Consider the following 19,873-nt stretch of genomic DNA (forward strand, 5'->3'; position numbering starts at 1 on the left):
GTAGTCGAGCCGGTCGAAGTGCGCGCGGACCGTGTCGCCGAGCGGCTGCTCGACCGGATGCGGCCACTCCTCCGTGGTGATGGACGGCGCATGCCCCACGGGGGTTCCCGTGGGGCACGGCGCGTCGTGACGGCTTCTCAGTCCTTGGAGGACCGTGTCGCCTTCGCCGCCTTCGTCGTCTTCCTGGTGGTGCCGCCGACCGTCTTGGTGGCGGTCTTCCTCGCCGTGGTCCCGGCCGCGACCGTCTTCCTGGCCGTCGCCTTGCGCGGGGCCTTCACCGAGGACGCGTCGCTGATCCGGTCCGCGCCGAGGATCTCCCGCAGGAACTTGCCGGTGTGGCTGGCCGGCACCGCGGCGACCTGCTCGGGCGTGCCCTCGGCGACGACCACGCCGCCGCCGGCTCCGCCCTCGGGGCCCATGTCGATGATCCAGTCGGCGGTCTTGATCACATCGAGGTTGTGCTCGATGACGATGACCGTGTTGCCCTTGTCGACCAGGCCGGACAGCACCTTCAGCAGCTTGCTGATGTCCTCGAAGTGCAGACCGGTGGTCGGCTCGTCCAGGACGTAGACGGTGCGCCCGGTGGAGCGCTTCTGCAGCTCGCTGGCGAGTTTGACGCGCTGTGCCTCACCGCCGGACAGGGTGGTCGCGGACTGGCCGAGCCGGACGTAGCCGAGGCCGACGTCGTTCAGCGTCCTCAGGTGCCGGGAGATCGCCGGGACGGCCTCGAAGAAGTGCATCGCCTCCTCGATCGGCATGTTCAGGACCTCGGCGATGGACTTGCCCTTGTAGTGGACCTCCAGGGTCTCCCGGTTGTACCGGGCGCCGTGGCAGACCTCGCACGGGACGTAGACGTCCGGGAGGAAGTTCATCTCGATCTTGATGGTGCCGTCGCCCGCGCAGTTCTCGCAGCGGCCGCCCTTGACGTTGAAGGAGAACCGGCCGGGCATGTAGCCGCGGACCTTCGCCTCGGTCGTCTCGGCGAACAGCTTGCGGATGTGGTCGAACACACCGGTGTACGTCGCCGGGTTCGAGCGCGGGGTGCGGCCGATGGGCGACTGGTCGACGTGCACGACCTTGTCGACGAGGTCGTCGCCGTCCACCCGCGTGTGCCGCCCGGGCACGGTGCGCGCGCCGTTCAGCTCGCGGGCCAGGTGCGTGTACAGGATGTCGTTGACCAGCGTCGACTTGCCGGAGCCGGACACGCCGGTGACCGCCGTGAACACGCCCAGCGGGAAGGACACGTCGATGTCCCTGAGGTTGTTCTCACGGGCGCCGTGCACGGTGAGCTGCCGGGACGGGTCGATCGGGCGCCGGGCGTCCGGCAGCGGGATGGCCTTCCGGCCGGACAGGTACTGGCCGGTCTGCGACTCCTCGTTGGCGAGCAGCTCCTTCAGGGAGCCGCTGTGCACGACCTTGCCGCCGTGCTCGCCGGCGCCGGGGCCGATGTCGACGATCCAGTCGGCGGTCTTGATGGTGTCCTCGTCGTGCTCGACGACGATGAGCGTGTTGCCCATGTCGCGCAGCCGGACCAGGGTCTCGATCAACCGGTGGTTGTCGCGCTGGTGCAGGCCGATGGACGGCTCGTCCAGGACGTACAGGACCCCGACGAGGCCGGAGCCGATCTGGGTGGCCAGGCGGATGCGCTGGGCCTCGCCGCCGGAGAGCGTGCCGGCCGCGCGGTTCAGCGAGAGGTAGTCCAGGCCGACGTCGACCAGGAACCGCAGCCGCTCGTTGACCTCCTTCAGCACCCGCTCGGCGATCTTCTTGTCGCGGTCGGTGAGCCTGAGCTCGCCGAGGAAGTCCGCGCAGTCGCTGATGGACATCGCGGAGACCTCGGCGATCGACTTGCCCATGATCGTGACCGCGAGGACGACGGGCTTGAGGCGCGTGCCCTCACAGGTGGGGCAGGGCACCTCGCGCATGTAGCCCTCGAAGCGCTCGCGGCTGGCGTCGCTCTCGGCCTCGCTGTGCCGCCGCTTGACGAAGGGGACGGCGCCCTCGAAGGCCGTGGTGTACCTGCGCTCGCGTCCGTACCGGTTGCGGTAGCGGACCTCGACCTGGGTCTTGTGGCCGTGCAGCAGGGCCTTCTTCGCGCGCTGCGGCAGGCCCGCGAACGGGATGTCCGTACGGAAGCCCAGCGCGTCCGCGAGGGCGCCGATCAGGCGGTCGAAGTAGTCCTTGGTGTGGCCGTGCGACCACGGGTGGATGGCGCCCTCGTCGAGCGTCTTGTCCGGGTCCGGGACGATCAGCTCGGGGTCCACCTCCATGCGCGTGCCGATGCCGGTGCACTCGGGGCAGGCGCCGAAGGGCGAGTTGAAGGAGAAGGAGCGCGGCTCCAGCTCCTCGAAGGACAGGTCGTCGTACGGGCAGTACAGGTGCTCCGAGTACATGCGCTCGCGCTCGGGGTCGTCCTCGGGGAGGTCGACGAAGTCGAGCACGACCATGCCGCCGGACAGGCCGAGGGCGGTCTCCACGGAGTCGGTCAGGCGGCGCTTGGCGGAGTCCTTCACCGTGAGGCGGTCGACGACCACCTCGATGGTGTGCTTCTCCTGCTTCTTCAGCGTCGGCGGGCTGGACAGCTGGACCGTCTCGCCGTCCACCCGCGCGCGGGAGTAGCCCTTGGTCTGGAGGTCGGCGAACAGGTCGACGAACTCGCCCTTGCGCTCGCGCACCAGCGGCGACAGCACCTGGAAGCGGCTGCCCTCCGGCAGGTCCAGGACCCTGTCGACGATGGCCTGCGGCGACTGGCGCGAGATCGGGCGGCCGCACTCGGGGCAGTGCGGCTTGCCGATGCGCGCGAAGAGCAGACGCAGGTAGTCGTAGACCTCGGTGATCGTGCCGACCGTCGAGCGCGGGTTGCGCGAGGTCGACTTCTGGTCGATGGAGACCGCCGGGGACAGGCCCTCGATGAAGTCGACGTCCGGCTTGTCCATCTGGCCGAGGAACTGCCGGGCGTACGAGGAGAGCGACTCCACGTAGCGCCGCTGCCCCTCGGCGAAGATCGTGTCGAAGGCCAGCGAGGACTTGCCCGACCCCGACAGGCCCGTGAAGACGATGAGCGAGTCGCGCGGGAGGTCGAGCGAGACGTTCTTGAGGTTGTGCTCGCGCGCTCCACGAACGATGAGACGGTCGGCCACGCCGGTCCGCACCTTTCTTTGGGAGAAGTGACAGGGGCGGGGCCCCCGTCTTCCTCAGACTAGGGGGAGCCACTGACAACGCCGGTCGGATGCACGGGTTGCCGGCAAACCCCCGGCTACCCAGCATGCCCGACGCCGCACCCGACCATATTGCACGCGCATTCGATTTGCGGGGGTGGTCCGCCACCTTCACCCGAAGGTGTGGCCGGGGCTAGGGTCAGCACCATGATTGATCACGCTCATGACCTGGCGTCTGTACGTGACGCGACGGAGCGGCTGCTGACCGCAGTCGCCGAGCTGGACGGCGCCGCTGTGACGCAGCCGTCACGGCTGCCCGGCTGGACCCGCGGTCACGTCCTCGCCCACCTGGCCCGCAACGCGGACGCCCTCGTGAACGTGCTCCAGGGGCGGCCGATGTACGTCTCCGGCGAGGCCCGGGACGCCGACATCGAGCGGGACGCCCCGCGTCCGCTGCAGGCGCAGCTCGCGGACGTGCGCGAGAGCGCGGCCCGCTTCCAGCAGGCCGGAGCCGCCCCGCAGGACTGGGCGCGCACGGTCGAGCTGCGCAACGGGGTCACCGACTCCGCGTCCCGGGTGCCGTTCCGGCGGTGGGTGGAGGTGGAACTGCACCACGTGGACCTGGACATCGGGTACGAGCTCGAGGACCTTCCGGCGGCGTTCACACAGCGGGAGATCGGCTTCCTGGCCGACCGGTTCGGCGGGCACCCCGGCGTGCCGGCCACCCGGCTGACCGACGGCACGCGCGCGTGGCACACGGGCCGGGCGGCGCCCGAGCCCGAGGTGGAGGTCACCGGCTCCCCGGCGGACCTGCTCGGCTGGCTCGCCGGCCGGCGGGACGGCACCGGGCTGGCGGTGCGGGGCGGCCCGCTTCCGGCGCTGCCCCCGCTGTAGGGCCCGCGGCCCTCCCGGGGAGCGCTCCCCGCTATAGGCTGGCCGCCATGACGTACAGCGGACAGGTGACGGTCGGCGGGCCTGCCGACGTGCACGAGCTCAAGGACCTGATGATCACCAAGATCGCGGTCGGTCCGATGAACAACAACGCCTATCTGCTGCGCTGCCGGGCCACGGACGAGCAGCTGCTGATCGACGCGGCGAACGACGCGGACGCGCTGCTCGGCATGATCGGTGACGACGGCATCGCGTCCGTCGTCACCACCCACCGCCACGGCGACCACTGGCAGGCGCTCGCCGAGGTCGTGGCGGCGACCGGCGCCCGGACGTACGCGGGCCGGGAGGACGCCGAGGGCATCCCCGTACCGACCGACGTCCCGGTCGACGACGGCGACACCATCCGGGTGGGACGCGTGGAGCTCACCGCGCGCCATCTCGTCGGCCACACGCCCGGCTCCATCGTGCTCGTCTACGACGACCCGCACGGCCATCCCCATGTGTTCACCGGAGACTGTCTCTTCCCGGGCGGTGTGGGCAACACCCACAAGGATCCCGAGGCGTTCGCCCGTCTGATCCATGACGTCGAGACCAAGCTCTTCGACGTGCTCCCCGACGAGACGTGGGTCTACCCCGGCCACGGCGACGACACCACCCTGGGCGCGGAGCGTCCGCACCTGCCGGACTGGCACGCGCGAGGGTGGTGAGCGGGGCTCGCCCACGGCACGCACACCCCGTGTGAACCCGGCGCACGCGCCGGCACCCCGCGCGCGCTCCCGGCGTACGCGGGTGCGCGGTCCACTGGAAGCAGCACCGCGCAGGAGGACGGTTCCTGGGCGGACGGGCCGCCGGTCCCTCGATCCCCGCCCCTCGGCCGGCGGCCCGGAACCCGCCCGGCACACGGCCCCACCGGGCACGTTCACGAGAATGCAACACCCGTTCCCACTATGCGGACAATCGCCGTGGTGACCTCGACAAAGAGTGTGCGGGCTGCCAATCTCCCGCCATGCATCCTGCCCCACGCGCTCCGCGCCGTGCCGTCGCCGCCGTCGCTGCCGTCACCGTCACCCTGCTCGCCACCGCCGTCGGCTGCGCTCCGCAGCCGGAGGACCCGGCGGCCGGGCGGCCGACCGGTGCGACCGGTGCGACCGGGGACACCTGCGCCAAGGGCAGGCTGGCCACCAAGACCCCGGGCAAGCTGACCGTCGCGACGGACCAGCCCGCCTACGAGCCGTGGTTCGAGGACGACGACCCCGCCAACGGCAAGGGCTTCGAGTCGGCGGTCGCCTACGCCGTGGCCGGGCGGCTCGGGTACGGCGAGGGCGCGGTCGTCTGGCAGACCGTCCCCTTCACCAAGGCCTTCGCGCCCGGCGAAAAGACCTTCGACTTCGACATCAACCAGGTGTCCGTCAGCGCCGAGCGCAGGAAGGCCGTGGACTTCTCGTCCGGCTACTACGACGTGCGCCAGGCCGTCGTCGCGCTGAAGGGCTCCAGGGCCGCCGGGGCGAGGAGCGTGGCGGACCTCAAGGACGTCAGGCTGGGCGCCCAGGTCGGCACCACCAGCCTGGACTACGTCGACGACGTGGTGCAGCCCAAGCGGGCGGCGGCCGTGTACGCCAAGAACGACCAGGCCAAGTCCGCGCTGAAGAACGGCCAGGTCGACGCCATCGTCGTGGACCTGCCGACCGCCTTCTACATCACCGCGGCCGAGGTGACGGACGCGAAGGTCGTCGGCCAGTTCGAGCACCGGGGCGGCACGCCGGAGCAGTTCGGGCTGGTGCTCGACAGGGGCAGCGCGCTCACCCCCTGCGTGACCCGGGCCGTGGACGCCCTGCGCGAGGACGGCACGCTCGCCAGGATCGAGCAGCGGTGGCTGTCGGACGCCGTCGACGCGCCGGTGCTCAAGTGACCGTGACGAAGGAGGAGTTCGAGGAGGACTCCGGCGAGGAAGGCCCGCCCGGCTCCTACGTCCCCTCGCAGCGGCGGCTCGACCGGGAGCGGTACCGGCGCGCCCGCTCCCGCCGCGCCACGGCGATCGCCGCGCTGTCCACCCTCGTCACCGGCGCCGTCCTGTACCTGGTCGTCGTCAACGCGCCGGGGTGGCCGCGCACCAGGGAGACGTTCTTCGACCCGGGGTACGCCCGCGAGGCGCTCCCCAAGGTCCTCGAAGGGCTGTGGCTCAACGTCCGGCTGCTGCTGGTCTGCGGTGCGGCGGTCCTGGTCCTCGGCATGCTGATCGCCGTGGCCCGCACCCTGCGCGGACCGGTCTTCTTCCCGCTGCGGGCACTGGCCGCCGCCTACACGGACTTCTTCCGCGGACTGCCGCTGATCATCAACCTGATGATCGTGGTGCTGGGCGTCCCGGCGCTGCGGCTCCAGGGCGTCACCGTGGACCCCGTGCTGCTGGGCGGTACGGCACTGACCCTCACGTACTCCGCGTACGTCGCCGAGGTGTTCCGCGCCGGCATCGAGTCCGTGCACCCCTCGCAGCGCGCCGCGGCCCGCTCGCTCGGGCTCAGCAACCGGCAGGCGCTGCGCCACGTCGTGCTGCCCCAGGCGGTGCGGCGCCAGGTGCCGCCCCTGCTGAACGACCTGGTGTCGCTGCAGAAGGACACCGGGCTGGTCTCGATCGGCGGCGCGGTGGACGCGGTACGGGCCGCCGACATCATCGCCGGGCGCAGCCTGAACTACACGCCGTACATCGTCGCGGGACTGGTCTTCGTCGCGCTGACCATCCCGATGACCCGCTTCACGGACTGGCTGACGGCCCGGACGGACCGCCGGCGGGCCCAGGGAGGAACCGCATGAGCGACGCGCCGGTGCTGCGGATGGAGTCCGTCCGCAAGACCTTCGGCGGCTCGGTGGTGCTGCGGGACGTGGACCTGGAGGTCGCCCCGCACACGGTCACCGCACTGATCGGTGCCTCCGGCTCCGGCAAGTCCACGCTGCTCAGGTGCGCGAACCTGCTGGAGGAGATCGACGACGGGGCGATCTGGCTGGACGGCGAGGAGATCACCGACCCGCGGGTCGACCGGGACGCGGTGCGCCGCCGGATCGGCGTGGTCTTCCAGGCGTACAACCTCTTTCCGCACATGACGGTGCTGGAGAACGTCACCCTCGCCCCGCGCCGGGTGCACGGCGTCTCCCGCGCCCGGGCCGAGGAGCAGGCGCGGGAGCTGCTGGAGCGGCTCGGGCTGGCCGCCAAGGCGGGCGAGTACCCGGACCGGCTGAGCGGCGGGCAGCAGCAGCGGGTGGCGATCGTGCGCGCCCTCGCGGTACGTCCGCGGCTGCTGCTGCTGGACGAGATCACCGCCGCCCTCGACCCGGAGCTCGTCGGGGAGGTCCTCACCGTCGTCCGCGGGCTGAAGGACGAGGGCATGACCATGGTGCTGGCAACGCACGAGATGGGCTTCGCCCGCGAGGTCGCCGACCAGGTGTGCTTCCTGGACGGCGGCGTGGTGCTGGAGCGCGGCACGGCCGAGCAGGTCTTCGGGGACCCGCGGCAGGAGCGCACGCGGCGCTTCCTGCGGCGGATCGTGGAGGCGGGGCGTCTGTAGGGCGCCTCCCGCGGCAGGGACCGGAAGGGACGTCCGCGGGGACGCGCGCGGGGCGCCCTGCCTGGCGGGGGGGCTTACGCGTCGGCCTTCCCGGACCCGGCCAGCGCCGCGATCCGCTCCACGCCGAACACGTATCCCTGCACCCCGCAGCCCGCGATGACCCCGTCGGCGCGCAGCGAGACGTAGGAGTGGTGCCGGAACGACTCGCGCTGGTGGATGTTGGAGATGTGGACCTCCACCACCGGAAGGCCGTCGCAGGTGTTGAGGGCATCCAGGATGGCGACGGAGGTGTGCGAGTAGGCGCCCGGGTTGATCACGATCCCGCAGTGGTTCAGGCGCGCCTCGTGGATCCAGTCCACCAGTTCCCCCTCGTGGTTGGACTGGCGGAAGTCCACCGTGCCGCCGTGCGCGGCCGCCGCCTTGGCGCACATGGCCTCGACGTCGGCGAGGGTGTCGGAGCCGTAGATCTCCGGCTGGCGCCGGCCGAGCAGGTTCAGGTTGGGTCCGTTGAGGATCATGATCGGGGCGTTGGCCAGGGTGCGGGGCACGGTTCCTCCGGTCCGGTCGGGGTGGGGCGGTCCGCCGGGGACCGCTGCTCGGACCCGGTTTATCACGGTGCGCCGGCACCGGGTCCGGCCGTAGCCTCCCGGCATGACGACGCCCTTCTACCCTCCCAAGCCCCGGCCCGGCGACCGCATCGCCGTGGTCTCCCCGTCCGGCGGCCTTCCGGGACTCCTCCCGCTCCCCTACGAGCTGGGCCTGGAACGGCTGCGCAAGGAGTTCGGGCTCGAACCGGTCGAGTATCCGGCGACCCGGAAGACGGACTCGACGCCGCGGGAGCGGGCCGACGACCTGCACGCGGCCTTCGCCGACCCGGACGTCAAGGCGGTCATCGCCTCGATCGGCGGCGACGACCAGATCACCGTGCTGCCGCTGCTCGACCGGGAGCTGATCCGGGCGCACCCGAAGCCCTTCTTCGGCATGAGCGACAACACCAACCTGCTCGCCCACCTGTGGACCTCGGGCGTCGTCGGCTACCACGGCGCGAGCGTGATGTCCGAGCTGGGCCGGCCCGGGGCCATGCACCCGCAGACCGCCGAGTCGCTGCGGGCGGCCCTGTTCACCTCGGGCCCGTACGAACTGAGGCCGGCCGAGCGCTGGCGCGACGTCGACCGCGACTGGGCGGACCCGGCGGCGTTCGACACCGAACCCGAGATGCGGCCCGGCACCGGATGGACCTGGCTGAACGCCGACCGCGTGGTGGAGGGCCGCAGCTGGGGCGGCTGCCTGGAGGTCCTCGGCTGGCTGCTGATGGCCGACCGCGAGATCGCGCACGACCTGTCGGAGTACGACGGCGGCGTGCTGTTCCTGGAGACCTCGGAGGAGCTGCCGAGCGCCACGGAGGTCTACCGGACGCTGCGGAACATGGGCGAGCGCGGGCTGCTCCGGCGTTTCGCCGCCCTGCTGATGGGGCGCCCGAAGACGTGGTTCTTCACGCACCCCAACAGCCCGGAGGAGGGCGCGCGTTACGCCGCCGAGCAGCGCGAGGCGGTGGTGCGCGCCCTGCGCGAGTACGCCCCCGACACCATGATCGTCTTCGATGTGGACCTCGGCCACACCGATCCGCAGCTCGTGATCCCCTACGGAGGTGTCGTCCGCGTCGACGGGCCCGCCCGGCGCATCACCGTCACGTACTGAGCGAGCCCCCAAGTCCTCCGCGCGCCCCCGTAACACGCGGTCACCGTGGGTAGTTGACGCGGCATGCACGACGTACGCACCGTAAACGCACCCTCCATGCCGCGGCTCGCGGCGGCCTCGCTCGCCGGCACGGCCATCGAGTTCTACGACTTCTTCGTCTACGGCACCGCGGCGGCGCTGGTCCTGGGGCCGCTGTTCTTCCCGACGTTCTCCCCGGTGGCCGGGACGCTGGCCGCCTTCGCCACGTTCGGCGTGGGCTTCGTCGCCCGGCCGCTGGGATCGGTGCTGTTCGGGCACGTCGGGGACCGGTACGGGCGGCGGCCGGTCCTGGTCGCCTCCCTGCTGCTGACCGGTGCCTCGACGGTCGCGGTCGGCTGTGTGCCGGCGTACGGCACGATCGGTGTGGCCGCGCCCGTGCTGCTGCTCGTCCTGCGGTTCCTGCAGGGTCTGGGACTCGGCGGGGAGTGGGGCGGGGCCGTGCTGCTGACGGCGGAGCACGCGCCCGCCGAGCGGCGCGGCCTGTGGTCGAGCTTCCCGCAGGTCGGGCCCGCGCTGGGGTTCCTGCTGGCCAACGGGGTGGTGCTGGGGCTGTCGGCGACGCTGTCCGAGGCGCAGTTCGCGCAGTGGGGGTGGCGGGTGCCGTTCTGGGCGGCGGGCGTGCTGGCCGTGGCGGGGCTGTGGCTGCGGTCCTCGCTCACCGAGAGCCCCCGGTTCCTCGAGATCGACGACCACGCGCGCGTGCCGCTCGCCGAGGTCGTACGCGACCACTGGCGGCTCGTCCTGCTGACCGGCGGCGCCCTCGCGGTGGGCTACGCGGTGTTCTACGCCGTGACGACCTGGTCCCTGGCGTACGCGACGGAACGGCTGGGGGTGGGCCGCGGCACCATGCTGACCTGCATCATGGGCGCGGTGCTCGTGAAGGGCGCGCTCACGCCGGTGGCGGCACTGCTCGGCGACCGGTACGGCCGGCGTCCCCTGTGCCTGGCCGGATGCGCGGCGGCCGCCCTGTGGATGCTCCCGATGGTCGCGCTGCTCGCGACCGGGGAGCCGCTGCCGATGTTCCTCGGCTTCCTCGGCGCGATGCTCGCCTTCATCACCATGTTCGCCGTGATCGCCGCCTACCTTCCGGAGCTGTACGAGCCGCGGGTGCGGTGCACCGGGGCCGCCGTCGGCTACAACCTCGGCGGGGTCTTCGGCGGCGCGCTCACCCCGATCGTGGCGACGGCACTGGCCGGGCAGGGCGGCCGGGTGCCCTGGGGCGTGGGCGTGTATCTGACGGGGGTCGCCCTGGTCAGCCTGGGCTGCTTCGCACTGCTGCCGGAGACGCGTCCGGTGCCGGTGACGGCGGCGGAGCCGGTCTCCGGGTGACCCGGCCGCAAAAGAATCCGGGTGACCCGGCCGCAGAAGAAGCGGAGCCGGCCACCGGGCGATCCGGCGGCGCGCGGGGCGGCCGGTCTCCGGGTGGTACGGCGGCGGCGGCGAGGGGGGCGACTCCGGGGTGGTGCAGCGAGGGGCCGGTCCTCGGAGTGGGGCGGCAAGGGACTGGCCCCGGGGTGGCCCGGTCGCGTCGGCCTCACGCGCCTCAGGGATTGACCGCCAGCTCCAGGTACGCCGCGAACAGCACCAGATGAACGCCGCCCTGGAGCGGTGTGGCCCGGCCCGGGACCACCGTCAGCGATGCCACCACCACGGTCAGGGCGAGCAGCACCATGTGGGTGGCGCCGAGTCCGAGGACGAGCGGGCCGGACAGCCAGACGGACGCGAGGGCGATGGCGGGGATGGTCAGCCCGATGCTGGCCATCGCCGAGCCGAGGGCGAGGTTCAGACTGATCTGCACCCGGTCGCGGCGGGCGGAGCGCAGCGCGGCGATGCTCTCGGGGAGCAGCACGAGCAGCGCGATGACCACGCCGACGACGGCGTGGTGCAGCCCGGCGGCCGCCACGCCGGACTCGATGACGGGTGACACCGCCTTGGCCAGCCCGACCACGCCTGCCAGGGCCAGGGTCAGCAGCCCCAGGCTGATCAGGGCGGTGCGGGCGGGCGGCGCGTCGGCGTGGCCGTCCGCGGTGATCACCTCGCCCTGGCGGGTGACCGGGAGGAAGTAGTCGCGGTGCCGCACGGTCTGGGTCGCGACGAACAGGCCGTACAGGATCAGCGAGGACAGTGCGGCGAAGATCAGTTGGACGGTGGAGAACTCCGGGCCCGGCCTGCTGGTGGTGAACGTCGGCAGCACCAGGCTGAGCGTGGCGAGGGTGGCGACCGTCGCGAGGGCGGCACCGGTTCCCTCGGGGTTGAAGACCGCGGTGCCGTGACGCAGGGAGGCGACCAGGAGGCACAGGCCGACGATGCCGTTGCAGGTGATCATCACGGCGGCGAAGACCGTGTCCCGGGCCAGCGTGGAACTCTTGTCCCCGCCGTCCGCCATCAGGGTGACGATCAGGGCGACCTCGATGATCGTGACGGCGACGGCGAGGATGAGGGAGCCGAAGGGCTCGCCGACCCGGTGGGCGACCACCTCGGCGTGGTGCACGGCGGCCAGGACGGCCCCCGCGAGGACCAGGATCACCAGCGCGACGACCGCGCCGGGCAGGTCGCGTCCCCAGGTGAGGGCCAGCAGGACGACCGCGGCCACGGGCACGGCGCTCGTCCACGCGGCCAGGAGCGCCCTGAGCCGAGTGATCATGCGGGGATCGTCGCAGAGGTGGACGGACACCGCATTCCAGCCGGACGGAGCGTTCGCGGGCGCGGGTCCGCGGTCCCGCGCGGGACCGGCGGCCCGTCACGCGCCGCTTCGGATCGCGCGCGTCCGGCACATCGCGGTGGGTGCGGACGCGCTCGCCGATGCACGGCTCATCCGGTCGCTCCGCCGGTCCGGTCGCCCGCGGGCCGCCGCTGTCGCCCATGGCCCGCCCGTACGGCTCCCGCACTCGATCAGCGCCGGCCGGCGGCGGGGTGTCCCGGTCCTCGAGGAGCATGCGGCGGGCGGGTCCGGCCGGGGAGCGCGCCCCGGGCCGGGGAACGCTCCCGGCCCGGAGCACGCGCCGGGAGCGGCACTCGGCGATTCGCCGTGCACCGCTCCCGGTGGTGAGGGCTCCCGCGGCCGGTCCCGTCGGACCTCGACGCCGTGTCAGGCCTCGACGCTGTCCTTCGCGGCGTCCTCGCCGCGCTCCTGCGCCGCCTCCGCCGCGGCCTGCTTCTTCGAGGCACGCAGGCTGGTGATCGTGGTGACGAGCAGGACGGAGCAGATCACGCCGAGCGAGACCGGGATGCTGATCTCGGGGACGTGGACACCCGACTCGTGCAGCGCGTGCAGCACCAGCTTGACGCCGATGAAGCCCAGGATGATCGACAGGCCGTAGCTGAGGTGGACCAGCTTCTTCAGCAGACCGCCGATGAGGAAGTACAGCTGCCTCAGGCCCATCAGGGCGAACGCGTTCGCGGTGAACACGATGTACGGGTCCTGCGTCAGGCCGAAGATCGCCGGGATCGAGTCGAGCGCGAAGAGGACGTCCGTGGTGCCGATCGCGAGCATCACGACCAGCATGGGCGTCATGACCCGCTTGCCGTTCTGCTGGATCCACAGCTTGGTGCCGTGGTAGCGGTCGGCGACGCCGAACTTGCGCTCGGCCGCCTTGAGGAGCTTGTTCTCCTCGTACTCCTCGTCCTCCTCGTCGGCCCGGGCCTCCTGGATCAGCTTCCAGGCGGTCCAGATGAGGAAGGCGCCGAACAGGTAGAACACCCACGAGAAGCTGGCGAGGATCGCGGCGCCCGCGGCGATGAAGACGGCCCGCAGGACCAGGGCTATGAGGACTCCGATCAGGAGCACCCGCTGCTGGTACTGCGACGGCACCGCGAACTTCGCCATGATCAGGACGAAGACGAAGAGGTTGTCGACGCTCAGCGACTTCTCGGTGATGAAGCCGGCGAAGAACTCCCCGGCGGGCTGGCCGCCGCCGAAGACGAGCAGGCCGAGCCCGAAGAGCGCGGCGAGGACGATCCAGACGACCGTCCAGGTACCGGCTTCCTTGATCGAGACGTCGTGCGGCTTGCGGCCGATGAAGAAGTCGACCGCGATCAGGGCGGCGAGGCCCACGACGGTCAGGACCCACAGGGTCAGGGAAACATCCACTGCGCCTCCGGCAGTCGTTAACGGCATGTGTCAGCGACTTCGCTGCCGGAGGTCTCTTCCACCCGGGCACAGGGCGCGCAACGCGCCCCCGACCCACGGGCCGACGCCCCGGGACCTGGCCAGATCCGTATTGACGGGTACGCCGCACAGACAGGGAGTACTCCCCTCCGTACGAAAAAGAGTACCCCCATCACCAAGGAAAGGTAAAGAGCTTGGCAAAGGAAGTATCAAAAAGCCTGGTCAGACTGCTTTACGAGCGCTTGGTGCAGGTGTCGGCGATCACCTGTTCCAGGAACGGCGGGCCTCGGCCACCTGGGTGAGCACCTGCTGGAGGACCTGGCTGCCGGGCGGCACGAGCGAGGGCTCGTACGTCCACGCGTGGCCCACCCACGGGTCGGCCAGGTGGTCGTCGGGCACCGGGGTCAGCCGCAGCAGCGAACGCCACAGAGGGTCGAGCAACGGCCCGTAGCCCGAGGACTCCTCGCGGTCGGCGACCATCATCAGGTGCACGCCGACGTCCGGGCCCTCGTCGGCGAGGTAGCGCAGCTGGTTCACGGCCCGGTCGTCGAAACCGTGCGGGAAGTCGTTGACGATCAGCAACTGCTGCGAGGTGTCGAAGCCGGGCGGCAGCGCGTCGGCGGCACCGCCGCGCAGCGCCATCTGCACCAGGTCGACGCGCTGCGTGAGCCGGGCCAGCACGTCCGCCACCCCCGCGGCGCCGAGTGCGGGCGGAGCCGCGAGCACTCCGGTCTGCACCAGCGGTGCCAGCGCCCGGGCGCCGGATCCGGCCGGGTCGACGACGTGCACGGTGAACTCGCCCGCCGGATACACGGCGAGCAGCCGGGCGGCGTGCGCGACCGCCGCCTCCATCGCGAGGCGCCGCAGGTCGTGGGAGTCGGTGAACGGCCCGTCGGGCGATCCGGCCCGGCCGCTGTCGATCCACAGACCGCGCTCCAGCGGCAGCCTGAGCAGCATCGGGATGCGCACCTGAGCGGCCTCGGGCAGATGGAGGTCGCCCAGGCGCAGGGCCATGGGGATCTCCATCGGCACGCGGTAGCCGTGCCAGACGGGGTTGTCCCAGCGCGCGTACGCCGGCGGCAGTGCGGGTTCGACGACGTCTGCCTCGGCGACGAGCTGGGCGAGGTCCCGGTCGAGGACCTCCTTGGCCTGGGCGACCAACTGTGCGTATTTGGCGTCGGCCGCTTCGCGCGCGGCGTCGCCCTGCCCGCCGATCCGGCTGCGCGGGTCGGACAGGACCTGTTCGAGCTCCTTGTCCATGCGCGACTCGGCGAAGTCGACGGCGCTGCGGTAGGCGGCGGTGGTGCGGGCCAGGTCCTCGAACATGCCCCACACCTGGTTGTAGAGCCGTTCGTCCATGGACCAGCCGGTCGCGTCGCCCGCGACGGGCCGGGCGGGCTCACCGGGCGCGGCCGGCGGGGGCGGGGGCGGCGCGGCGTTCCGCCGGCGCGGGTGGCTGTAGTCGATCGGGCCGCCGACGGCGGGCGCGGACGGCTGGGTGATCGCGGAGGGGTCCTGCGCGCCGCCGGGATACGGCGGCTGGGGTGCGGGCTGCCCCGGTACGCCGGGCGCCTGACCGCCGAGCGGGCCGGGCGGCCGGTACGGCGGCACCGGGGGCACGGGGCCGGGAGCGCCCTGGGGTGTGGTGCCGGCGTGCTCCGGGCCGAGTGCCGGGGCGGCGGCCTGGCGGGGACGGTCGCCGTCCGCCGGACGCGGCGGGGGCGCCTGCACCGAGCGGGCCAGGCCCCGGGCCACCGCCTCGGTGATGCCGCCCGCGAGCCGGTGGGCCTCGGGCAGTCCCTGGTCGGTGAGGAGTTCGGCGAGACCGCCGGCGTACCCCTGGCCGACGGCGCGCACCTTCCAGGTGTCCTGCCGACGGTACAGCTCCAGGGCGACGACGGCCGTCTCGGCGTCCAGGCCGGTGATGGTGTAGCTGGCGACCTCGGTGCCGTCCAGGCCGGTGACGGCGACGAACGGGGCGGCCACGGCGCCGAAGCGGACCGGGCCCGTCCCGCTCCCGGTGGGCAGGGCGAGCAGCACACTGACCCGGTGCACGGTCTCGGACAGGGCGTCCAGGTCCACCGCGAGGCGGTGCTCGGCCGCGGCCTGCCGGGAGACTTCGAGGCCCGGCAGGGTGGGGGCCCCGGGGTGGGCCACCCACTCGACGCCCTGGATCCTGCCGTCGGCGTCGCCGAGCGTGGCTCCGGCCACGACCGGCGTGCCGGCCGAGACCCGGATCTCGAGACGGGCCTGGGAGAGCGGGTGGTTCTGCCCCCGCACCAGCTCGGCCGTCATCGCCTTCGTCCCCCCTGTGTCACTCGTGCTGTGTGGTGCGCCGCTCACCGGCCCGCCCCGACCGGTGGCCCCTTCCGCTCCTAGAGGAGCGGAAGGACGGACGGCATCAGGTCCTGGAAGGTGCGGCCGTTGGCCGGCGTGCCGAGGGCCGTCATGGTCCAGCCCGGACCCGAACGGTGCACCTTCGCCATGATCTGCGCCGTGTACTGGCCGCCGCCGGCCAGCGTGTAGCGGGCGAGCTCCTGGCCGTTGGTCTCGTCGACCAGGCGGCAGAAGGCGTTCTGCACCTCCTGGAACGTCTGGCCCGTGAAGGAGTTCACGGTGAAGACGATCTGGTCGATGTGGACCGGAACACGCGACAGGTCGACGAGGATGGCCTCGTCGTCGCCGCCCTGGCCGACGCCGCCGACGAGGTTGTCGCCGGTGTGGCGCACCGAGCCGTCGTCGCTCACCAGGTGGCGGAAGAAGACCACGTCGACCGGCTGCTTGTCCGCGAACAGGACGGCGGAGGCGTCCAGGTCGATCTCCCGCGTACGCGAGCCGAACAGGCCGCGCCGGGGGGCCGCCTGCCAGCCGAGACCCATGCGCACCGCGGTCAGGCTGCCACCGTCGTTCTTCTGCAGACTGATGGCCTGACCCTTGGTCATGTTGACGGTCACGCGCTGATACCCCTCTCGAACGTCCCCTGTTGCCGCGCACACCGCGGTTGACCAGAACCCTACGCAGGGGCACTGACAATGCCGTACCCCGGTCCGCACTTTGTGTCGGTCTTGCAACACAGCGCATGCGGAAACGGTGGCCGGACGGTGCCGGAGGGCGCCGCTCCGGTGGTGGACCGGCGCCCGCGCGGGCCGTCAGGACAGGCCCGCCTCCTGCATCTGACGGAGTTCCTTCTTCATCTCGGCGACCTCGTCGCGCAGCCGGGCCGCGATCTCGAACTGCAGGTCCGCGGCGGCGGCCCGCATACGGGCGGTCAGCTCCTCGATCTGCCCGGCGAGCTCGGCCGCGGGGCGGTCGGTCGGCGCGGTCTCCTTGCCCTTGGCGGCCTTGGCGGCCTTGGCGGACTTGGCGCCCTTGGCCGTCTTGCCGCCGAGGGAGGGCACGGGGGCCTTGGTCCCGCCGCCGTCCTTGCGCGCCTTGCGGTAGCCCGAGCCGAGCAGCTGCTCGGTGTCGATGTCCTCGCGCGCGATCTGCGCGACGATGTCGTTGATCTTCTTGCGGAGCGGCTGCGGGTCGATGCCCCGTTCCCTGTTGTACGCGATCTGCTTCTCCCGGCGGCGGTTGGTCTCCTCGATGGCCTTCTCCATCGCCGGGGTGATCTTGTCGGCGTACATGTGGACCTGGCCGGAGACGTTGCGCGCGGCGCGGCCGATGGTCTGGATCAGGGAGGTGCCCGAACGCAGGAAGCCCTCCTTGTCGGCGTCGAGGATCGCCACCAGGGACACCTCGGGCAGGTCGAGGCCCTCCCTCAGCAGGTTGATGCCGACCAGGACGTCGAACTCGCCGGAGCGCAGCTCGCGCAGCAGCTCGACGCGGCGCAGGGTGTCGACGTCGCTGTGCAGGTAGCGCACCTGGATGCCGAGTTCCAGGAAGTAGTCGGTGAGGTCCTCGGCCATCTTCTTGGTGAGCGTGGTGACCAGGACGCGTTCGTCCTTCTCGACACGCTTTTGGATCTCGTGCACCAGGTCGTCGATCTGGCCCTCGGTGGGCTTGACGACGACCTCCGGATCGACCAGGCCGGTGGGGCGGATGATCTGCTCGACGACGCCGTCCGAACGGGAGAGCTCGTACTGGCCCGGGGTCGCCGACAGGTAGACGGTCTGGCCGATCCGCTCCTGGAACTCCTCCCACTTCAGGGGGCGGTTGTCGAGGGCGGAGGGCAGGCGGAAGCCGTGGTCGACGAGGGTGCGCTTGCGGGATGCGTCGCCCTCGTACATCGCGCCGATCTGCGGCACGGTGACGTGCGACTCGTCGATGACGAGCAGGAAGTCGTCCGGGAAGTAGTCGAGCAGGGTGTTCGGCGGGGAGCCGGGCTCGCGGGCGTCGAAGTGCATCGAGTAGTTCTCCACGCCGGAGCAGGTACCGATCTGGCGGAGCATCTCGATGTCGTACGTCGTGCGCATCCGCAGGCGCTGGGCCTCCAGCAGCTTGCCCTGCCTCTCCAGCTCGGCCAGGCGCTCCTGGAGCTCCTTCTCGATGCCGTTGACCGCCCGCTCCATGCGCTCGGGGCCGGCGACGTAGTGGGAGGCCGGGAAGACGTACAGCTGCCGGTCGTCGCTGAGGATCTCGCCGGTGAGCGGGTGCAGGGTGGACAGCGCCTCGATCTCGTCGCCGAACATCTCGATGCGGACGGCGAGCTCCTCGTAGACCGGGAAGATCTCGATGGTGTCGCCGCGGACGCGGAACGTGCCGCGGGTGAACGCCATGTCGTTGCGCGTGTACTGGATGTCCACGAAGCGGCGCAGCAGCTCGTCCCGGTCGATCTCGTCGCCGACGCGGAGCGTGACCATGCGGTCCACGTACTCCTGCGGCGTGCCCAGGCCGTAGATGCAGGAAACCGAGGCGACCACGACGACGTCGCGGCGGGTCAGCAGCGAGTTGGTCGCGGAGTGCCGCAGGCGCTCGACCTCCTCATTGATCGAGGAGTCCTTCTCGATGTAGGTGTCCGACTGCGGGACGTACGCCTCGGGCTGGTAGTAGTCGTAGTAGGAGACGAAGTACTCGACCGCGTTGTTCGGCAGCAGCTCGCGGAACTCGTTGGCCAGCTGCGCGGCCAGCGTCTTGTTCGGCGCCATCACCAGGGTGGGGCGCTGGAGCTGCTCGATCATCCACGCGGTGGTGGCCGACTTTCCGGTGCCGGTCGCGCCCAGCAGGACGACGTCCTTCTCACCTGCCTTGATGCGCCGGGCGAGCTCGGCGATGGCCGCCGGCTGGTCGCCGCTCGGCTGGTAGGGGCTGACGACCTCGAAGGGCGCCACCGTGCGTTCGATGTGGGAAACGGGCCGCATGCCATCCACCGTACGGCCCCGCACTGACAACCGGCCGGGGTCAGCGGTTCTGCGGGGTGCGGGGGGCCCGGTGCTCCACGGTGCGGCGGGGGCGGAACTGCAGGCGGTGCGCGGAGTCGCGGTGGACGGCCGGGTGGGCGGGGATGCCCGGCTTCTGCTCGACGGGCACCACGGTGGGCCTGCCCATGACCATCAGCGGGTCGAACATCACGACGACTCCGGCGAGCAGCAGGAAGGCGAGCGGGCCGATCAGCATGGGGGCGAGCAGGGCCGCGGGCGAGTCGCCCGAGGCGGGGGCGGTGGTGCCGTGGAGGTGGACCCTGAGCGCGGCCATGCCGGTGTAGTGCATGCCGCTGACGGCGAGCCCCATGACCAGACTGGCGCCCACGCTCCACAGGAGCCCCCTGACCTGGCCGGCCGCCCACAGCGCGGCGGTGGCGGCGCACACGGCGATGACGACGGACGCGGCGACGGTGAGCGTGTGGTACTCCAGCACTCCGTCCAGGCGCATGCTCGCCATGCCGAGGTAGTGCATGGAGGCGATCCCCAGGCCGGTGATGGTGCCCCCGGTGAACAGGGCCGTGCCGCGCGCGCCCTTGTAGCCGACGATGAAGATCCCGATGCCCACCATGACGACGGCGACGGCCAGGCTCGCGAACGTCATGGCCTTGTCGTAGCGGATCGGCGTCTCCTCGACGGTGAAGCCGGTCATCGCGATGAAGTGCATGGTCCATATGCCCGACCCGATGGCCGCCGAGCCGAGGGCGAGCCAGCCGGGGCGCCAGGACTGGGCGACGAGCATGGATCTGGTGGTGCACCGCAGGCCGAGGGCACCGCCGAGGCAGGCCATCAGATAGGCCACCAGCGGTGTGATCAGGCCGTAGCTGAATCCGTCGACCGTACCCTGCATGCGCGGCTGTCCTTCCCGCCTTTGCGTCCCGGAATCCTGATGTGCGCCCCCTCGCAGGACCGCAGGCGCGGCCAGGGTCGACGCAGAGAGTATGACCCCCACCGGAATGGTCGAACGACTTTCCGGCGAAGAAACCCGGACCTGCCCCGGTGGTGCGGCACGAGTGACCGTAGTTGGGCGGTTTCATTCAGTCCGTGGTCATCCCGTAC

General features: G+C 71.6%; 15 protein-coding genes. 7 read left to right on the forward strand and 8 right to left on the reverse strand.

The genetic code is table 11. From position 1 onward, the window contains the following. Positions 1–137 precede the first annotated feature (137 nt). The gene (gene uvrA, locus AB0L29_RS05470; protein WP_365823594.1) at positions 138–3,140 is read right to left on the reverse strand and encodes an excinuclease ABC subunit UvrA; all 3,003 of its coding nucleotides are present in this window, start codon (positions 3,138–3,140) and stop codon (positions 138–140) included. 225 nt (positions 3,141–3,365) lie between these two features. On the opposite strand from uvrA, the gene AB0L29_RS05475 reads away from it, so the two are divergent. The 5 genes from AB0L29_RS05475 to AB0L29_RS05495 all read left to right on the forward strand — a co-directional run bounded on the left by AB0L29_RS05475 (position 3,366) and on the right by AB0L29_RS05495 (position 7,606). After that, on the forward strand, positions 3,366–4,052 hold the full coding sequence (locus tag AB0L29_RS05475; RefSeq protein WP_365823596.1) for a maleylpyruvate isomerase family mycothiol-dependent enzyme: 687 nt from the start codon (positions 3,366–3,368) through the stop codon (positions 4,050–4,052). A gap of 47 nt (positions 4,053–4,099) precedes the next feature. After that, a complete protein-coding gene (locus AB0L29_RS05480) occupies positions 4,100–4,756 on the forward strand; it encodes an MBL fold metallo-hydrolase (RefSeq protein WP_365823598.1) in 657 nt (218 codons plus the stop codon). Between the two features lie 299 nt (positions 4,757–5,055). Then, positions 5,056–5,958 (forward strand): ABC transporter substrate-binding protein, encoded by a 903-nt coding sequence (locus AB0L29_RS05485; RefSeq protein ID WP_365823600.1) that lies wholly within the window; start codon positions 5,056–5,058, stop codon positions 5,956–5,958. Beyond that, positions 5,955–6,857 carry an amino acid ABC transporter permease gene (locus tag AB0L29_RS05490; RefSeq protein ID WP_365823602.1) on the forward strand — a complete coding sequence of 301 codons (903 nt, stop codon included), beginning with the start codon at positions 5,955–5,957 and terminating at the stop codon, positions 6,855–6,857. The genes AB0L29_RS05485 and AB0L29_RS05490 overlap by 4 nt, the downstream gene beginning before the upstream one ends. After that, the gene (locus tag AB0L29_RS05495) at positions 6,854–7,606 is read left to right on the forward strand and encodes an amino acid ABC transporter ATP-binding protein (RefSeq protein WP_365823604.1); all 753 of its coding nucleotides are present in this window, start codon (positions 6,854–6,856) and stop codon (positions 7,604–7,606) included. The genes AB0L29_RS05490 and AB0L29_RS05495 overlap by 4 nt, the downstream gene beginning before the upstream one ends. 74 nt (positions 7,607–7,680) lie before the next feature. Here the strand turns inward: AB0L29_RS05495 and aroQ are convergent, their stop codons facing one another. Further along, on the reverse strand, positions 7,681–8,154 hold the full coding sequence (gene aroQ, locus AB0L29_RS05500) for a type II 3-dehydroquinate dehydratase (protein ID WP_365823606.1): 474 nt from the start codon (positions 8,152–8,154) through the stop codon (positions 7,681–7,683). Positions 8,155–8,257: 103 nt separating this feature from the next. Between aroQ and AB0L29_RS05505 the strand changes: the two genes are divergently transcribed. Next, positions 8,258–9,304: a S66 peptidase family protein gene (locus tag AB0L29_RS05505; RefSeq protein ID WP_365823608.1), complete on the forward strand. Its 1,047-nt coding sequence runs from the start codon at positions 8,258–8,260 to the stop codon at positions 9,302–9,304. Positions 9,305–9,400: 96 nt separating this feature from the next. Continuing rightward, the gene (locus tag AB0L29_RS05510) at positions 9,401–10,672 is read left to right on the forward strand and encodes an MFS transporter (protein WP_365823610.1); all 1,272 of its coding nucleotides are present in this window, start codon (positions 9,401–9,403) and stop codon (positions 10,670–10,672) included. A gap of 214 nt (positions 10,673–10,886) precedes the next feature. On the opposite strand, the gene AB0L29_RS05515 is transcribed toward AB0L29_RS05510, so the two are convergent. The 6 genes from AB0L29_RS05515 to AB0L29_RS05540 all read right to left on the reverse strand — a co-directional run bounded on the left by AB0L29_RS05515 (position 10,887) and on the right by AB0L29_RS05540 (position 19,664). Then, positions 10,887–11,987, reverse strand: a complete 1,101-nt coding sequence (locus tag AB0L29_RS05515) for an ionic transporter y4hA (RefSeq protein WP_365823612.1) — start codon at positions 11,985–11,987, stop codon at positions 10,887–10,889. A gap of 444 nt (positions 11,988–12,431) precedes the next feature. Continuing rightward, the gene (locus tag AB0L29_RS05520; protein ID WP_365823614.1) at positions 12,432–13,433 is read right to left on the reverse strand and encodes a TerC family protein; all 1,002 of its coding nucleotides are present in this window, start codon (positions 13,431–13,433) and stop codon (positions 12,432–12,434) included. A 279-nt stretch (positions 13,434–13,712) separates the two neighbouring features. Then, complete coding sequence (locus tag AB0L29_RS05525; protein WP_365823616.1) at positions 13,713–15,746, reverse strand: TerD family protein; 2,034 nt, start codon at positions 15,744–15,746, stop codon at positions 13,713–13,715. An 80-nt stretch (positions 15,747–15,826) separates the two neighbouring features. Beyond that, positions 15,827–16,405, reverse strand: coding sequence for a TerD family protein (locus AB0L29_RS05530; RefSeq protein WP_365823618.1), 579 nt, complete (start codon positions 16,403–16,405; stop codon positions 15,827–15,829). A gap of 195 nt (positions 16,406–16,600) precedes the next feature. After that, complete coding sequence (gene uvrB, locus AB0L29_RS05535) at positions 16,601–18,754, reverse strand: excinuclease ABC subunit UvrB (protein WP_365823620.1); 2,154 nt, start codon at positions 18,752–18,754, stop codon at positions 16,601–16,603. Between the two features lie 40 nt (positions 18,755–18,794). Next, positions 18,795–19,664 (reverse strand): MHYT domain-containing protein, encoded by an 870-nt coding sequence (locus AB0L29_RS05540; protein ID WP_365823622.1) that lies wholly within the window; start codon positions 19,662–19,664, stop codon positions 18,795–18,797. Positions 19,665–19,873: the final 209 nt, after the last annotated feature.

It is taken from the genome of Streptomyces sp. NPDC052701, assembly GCF_040678355.1.
GTDB lineage: Bacteria > Actinomycetota > Actinomycetes > Streptomycetales > Streptomycetaceae > Streptomyces.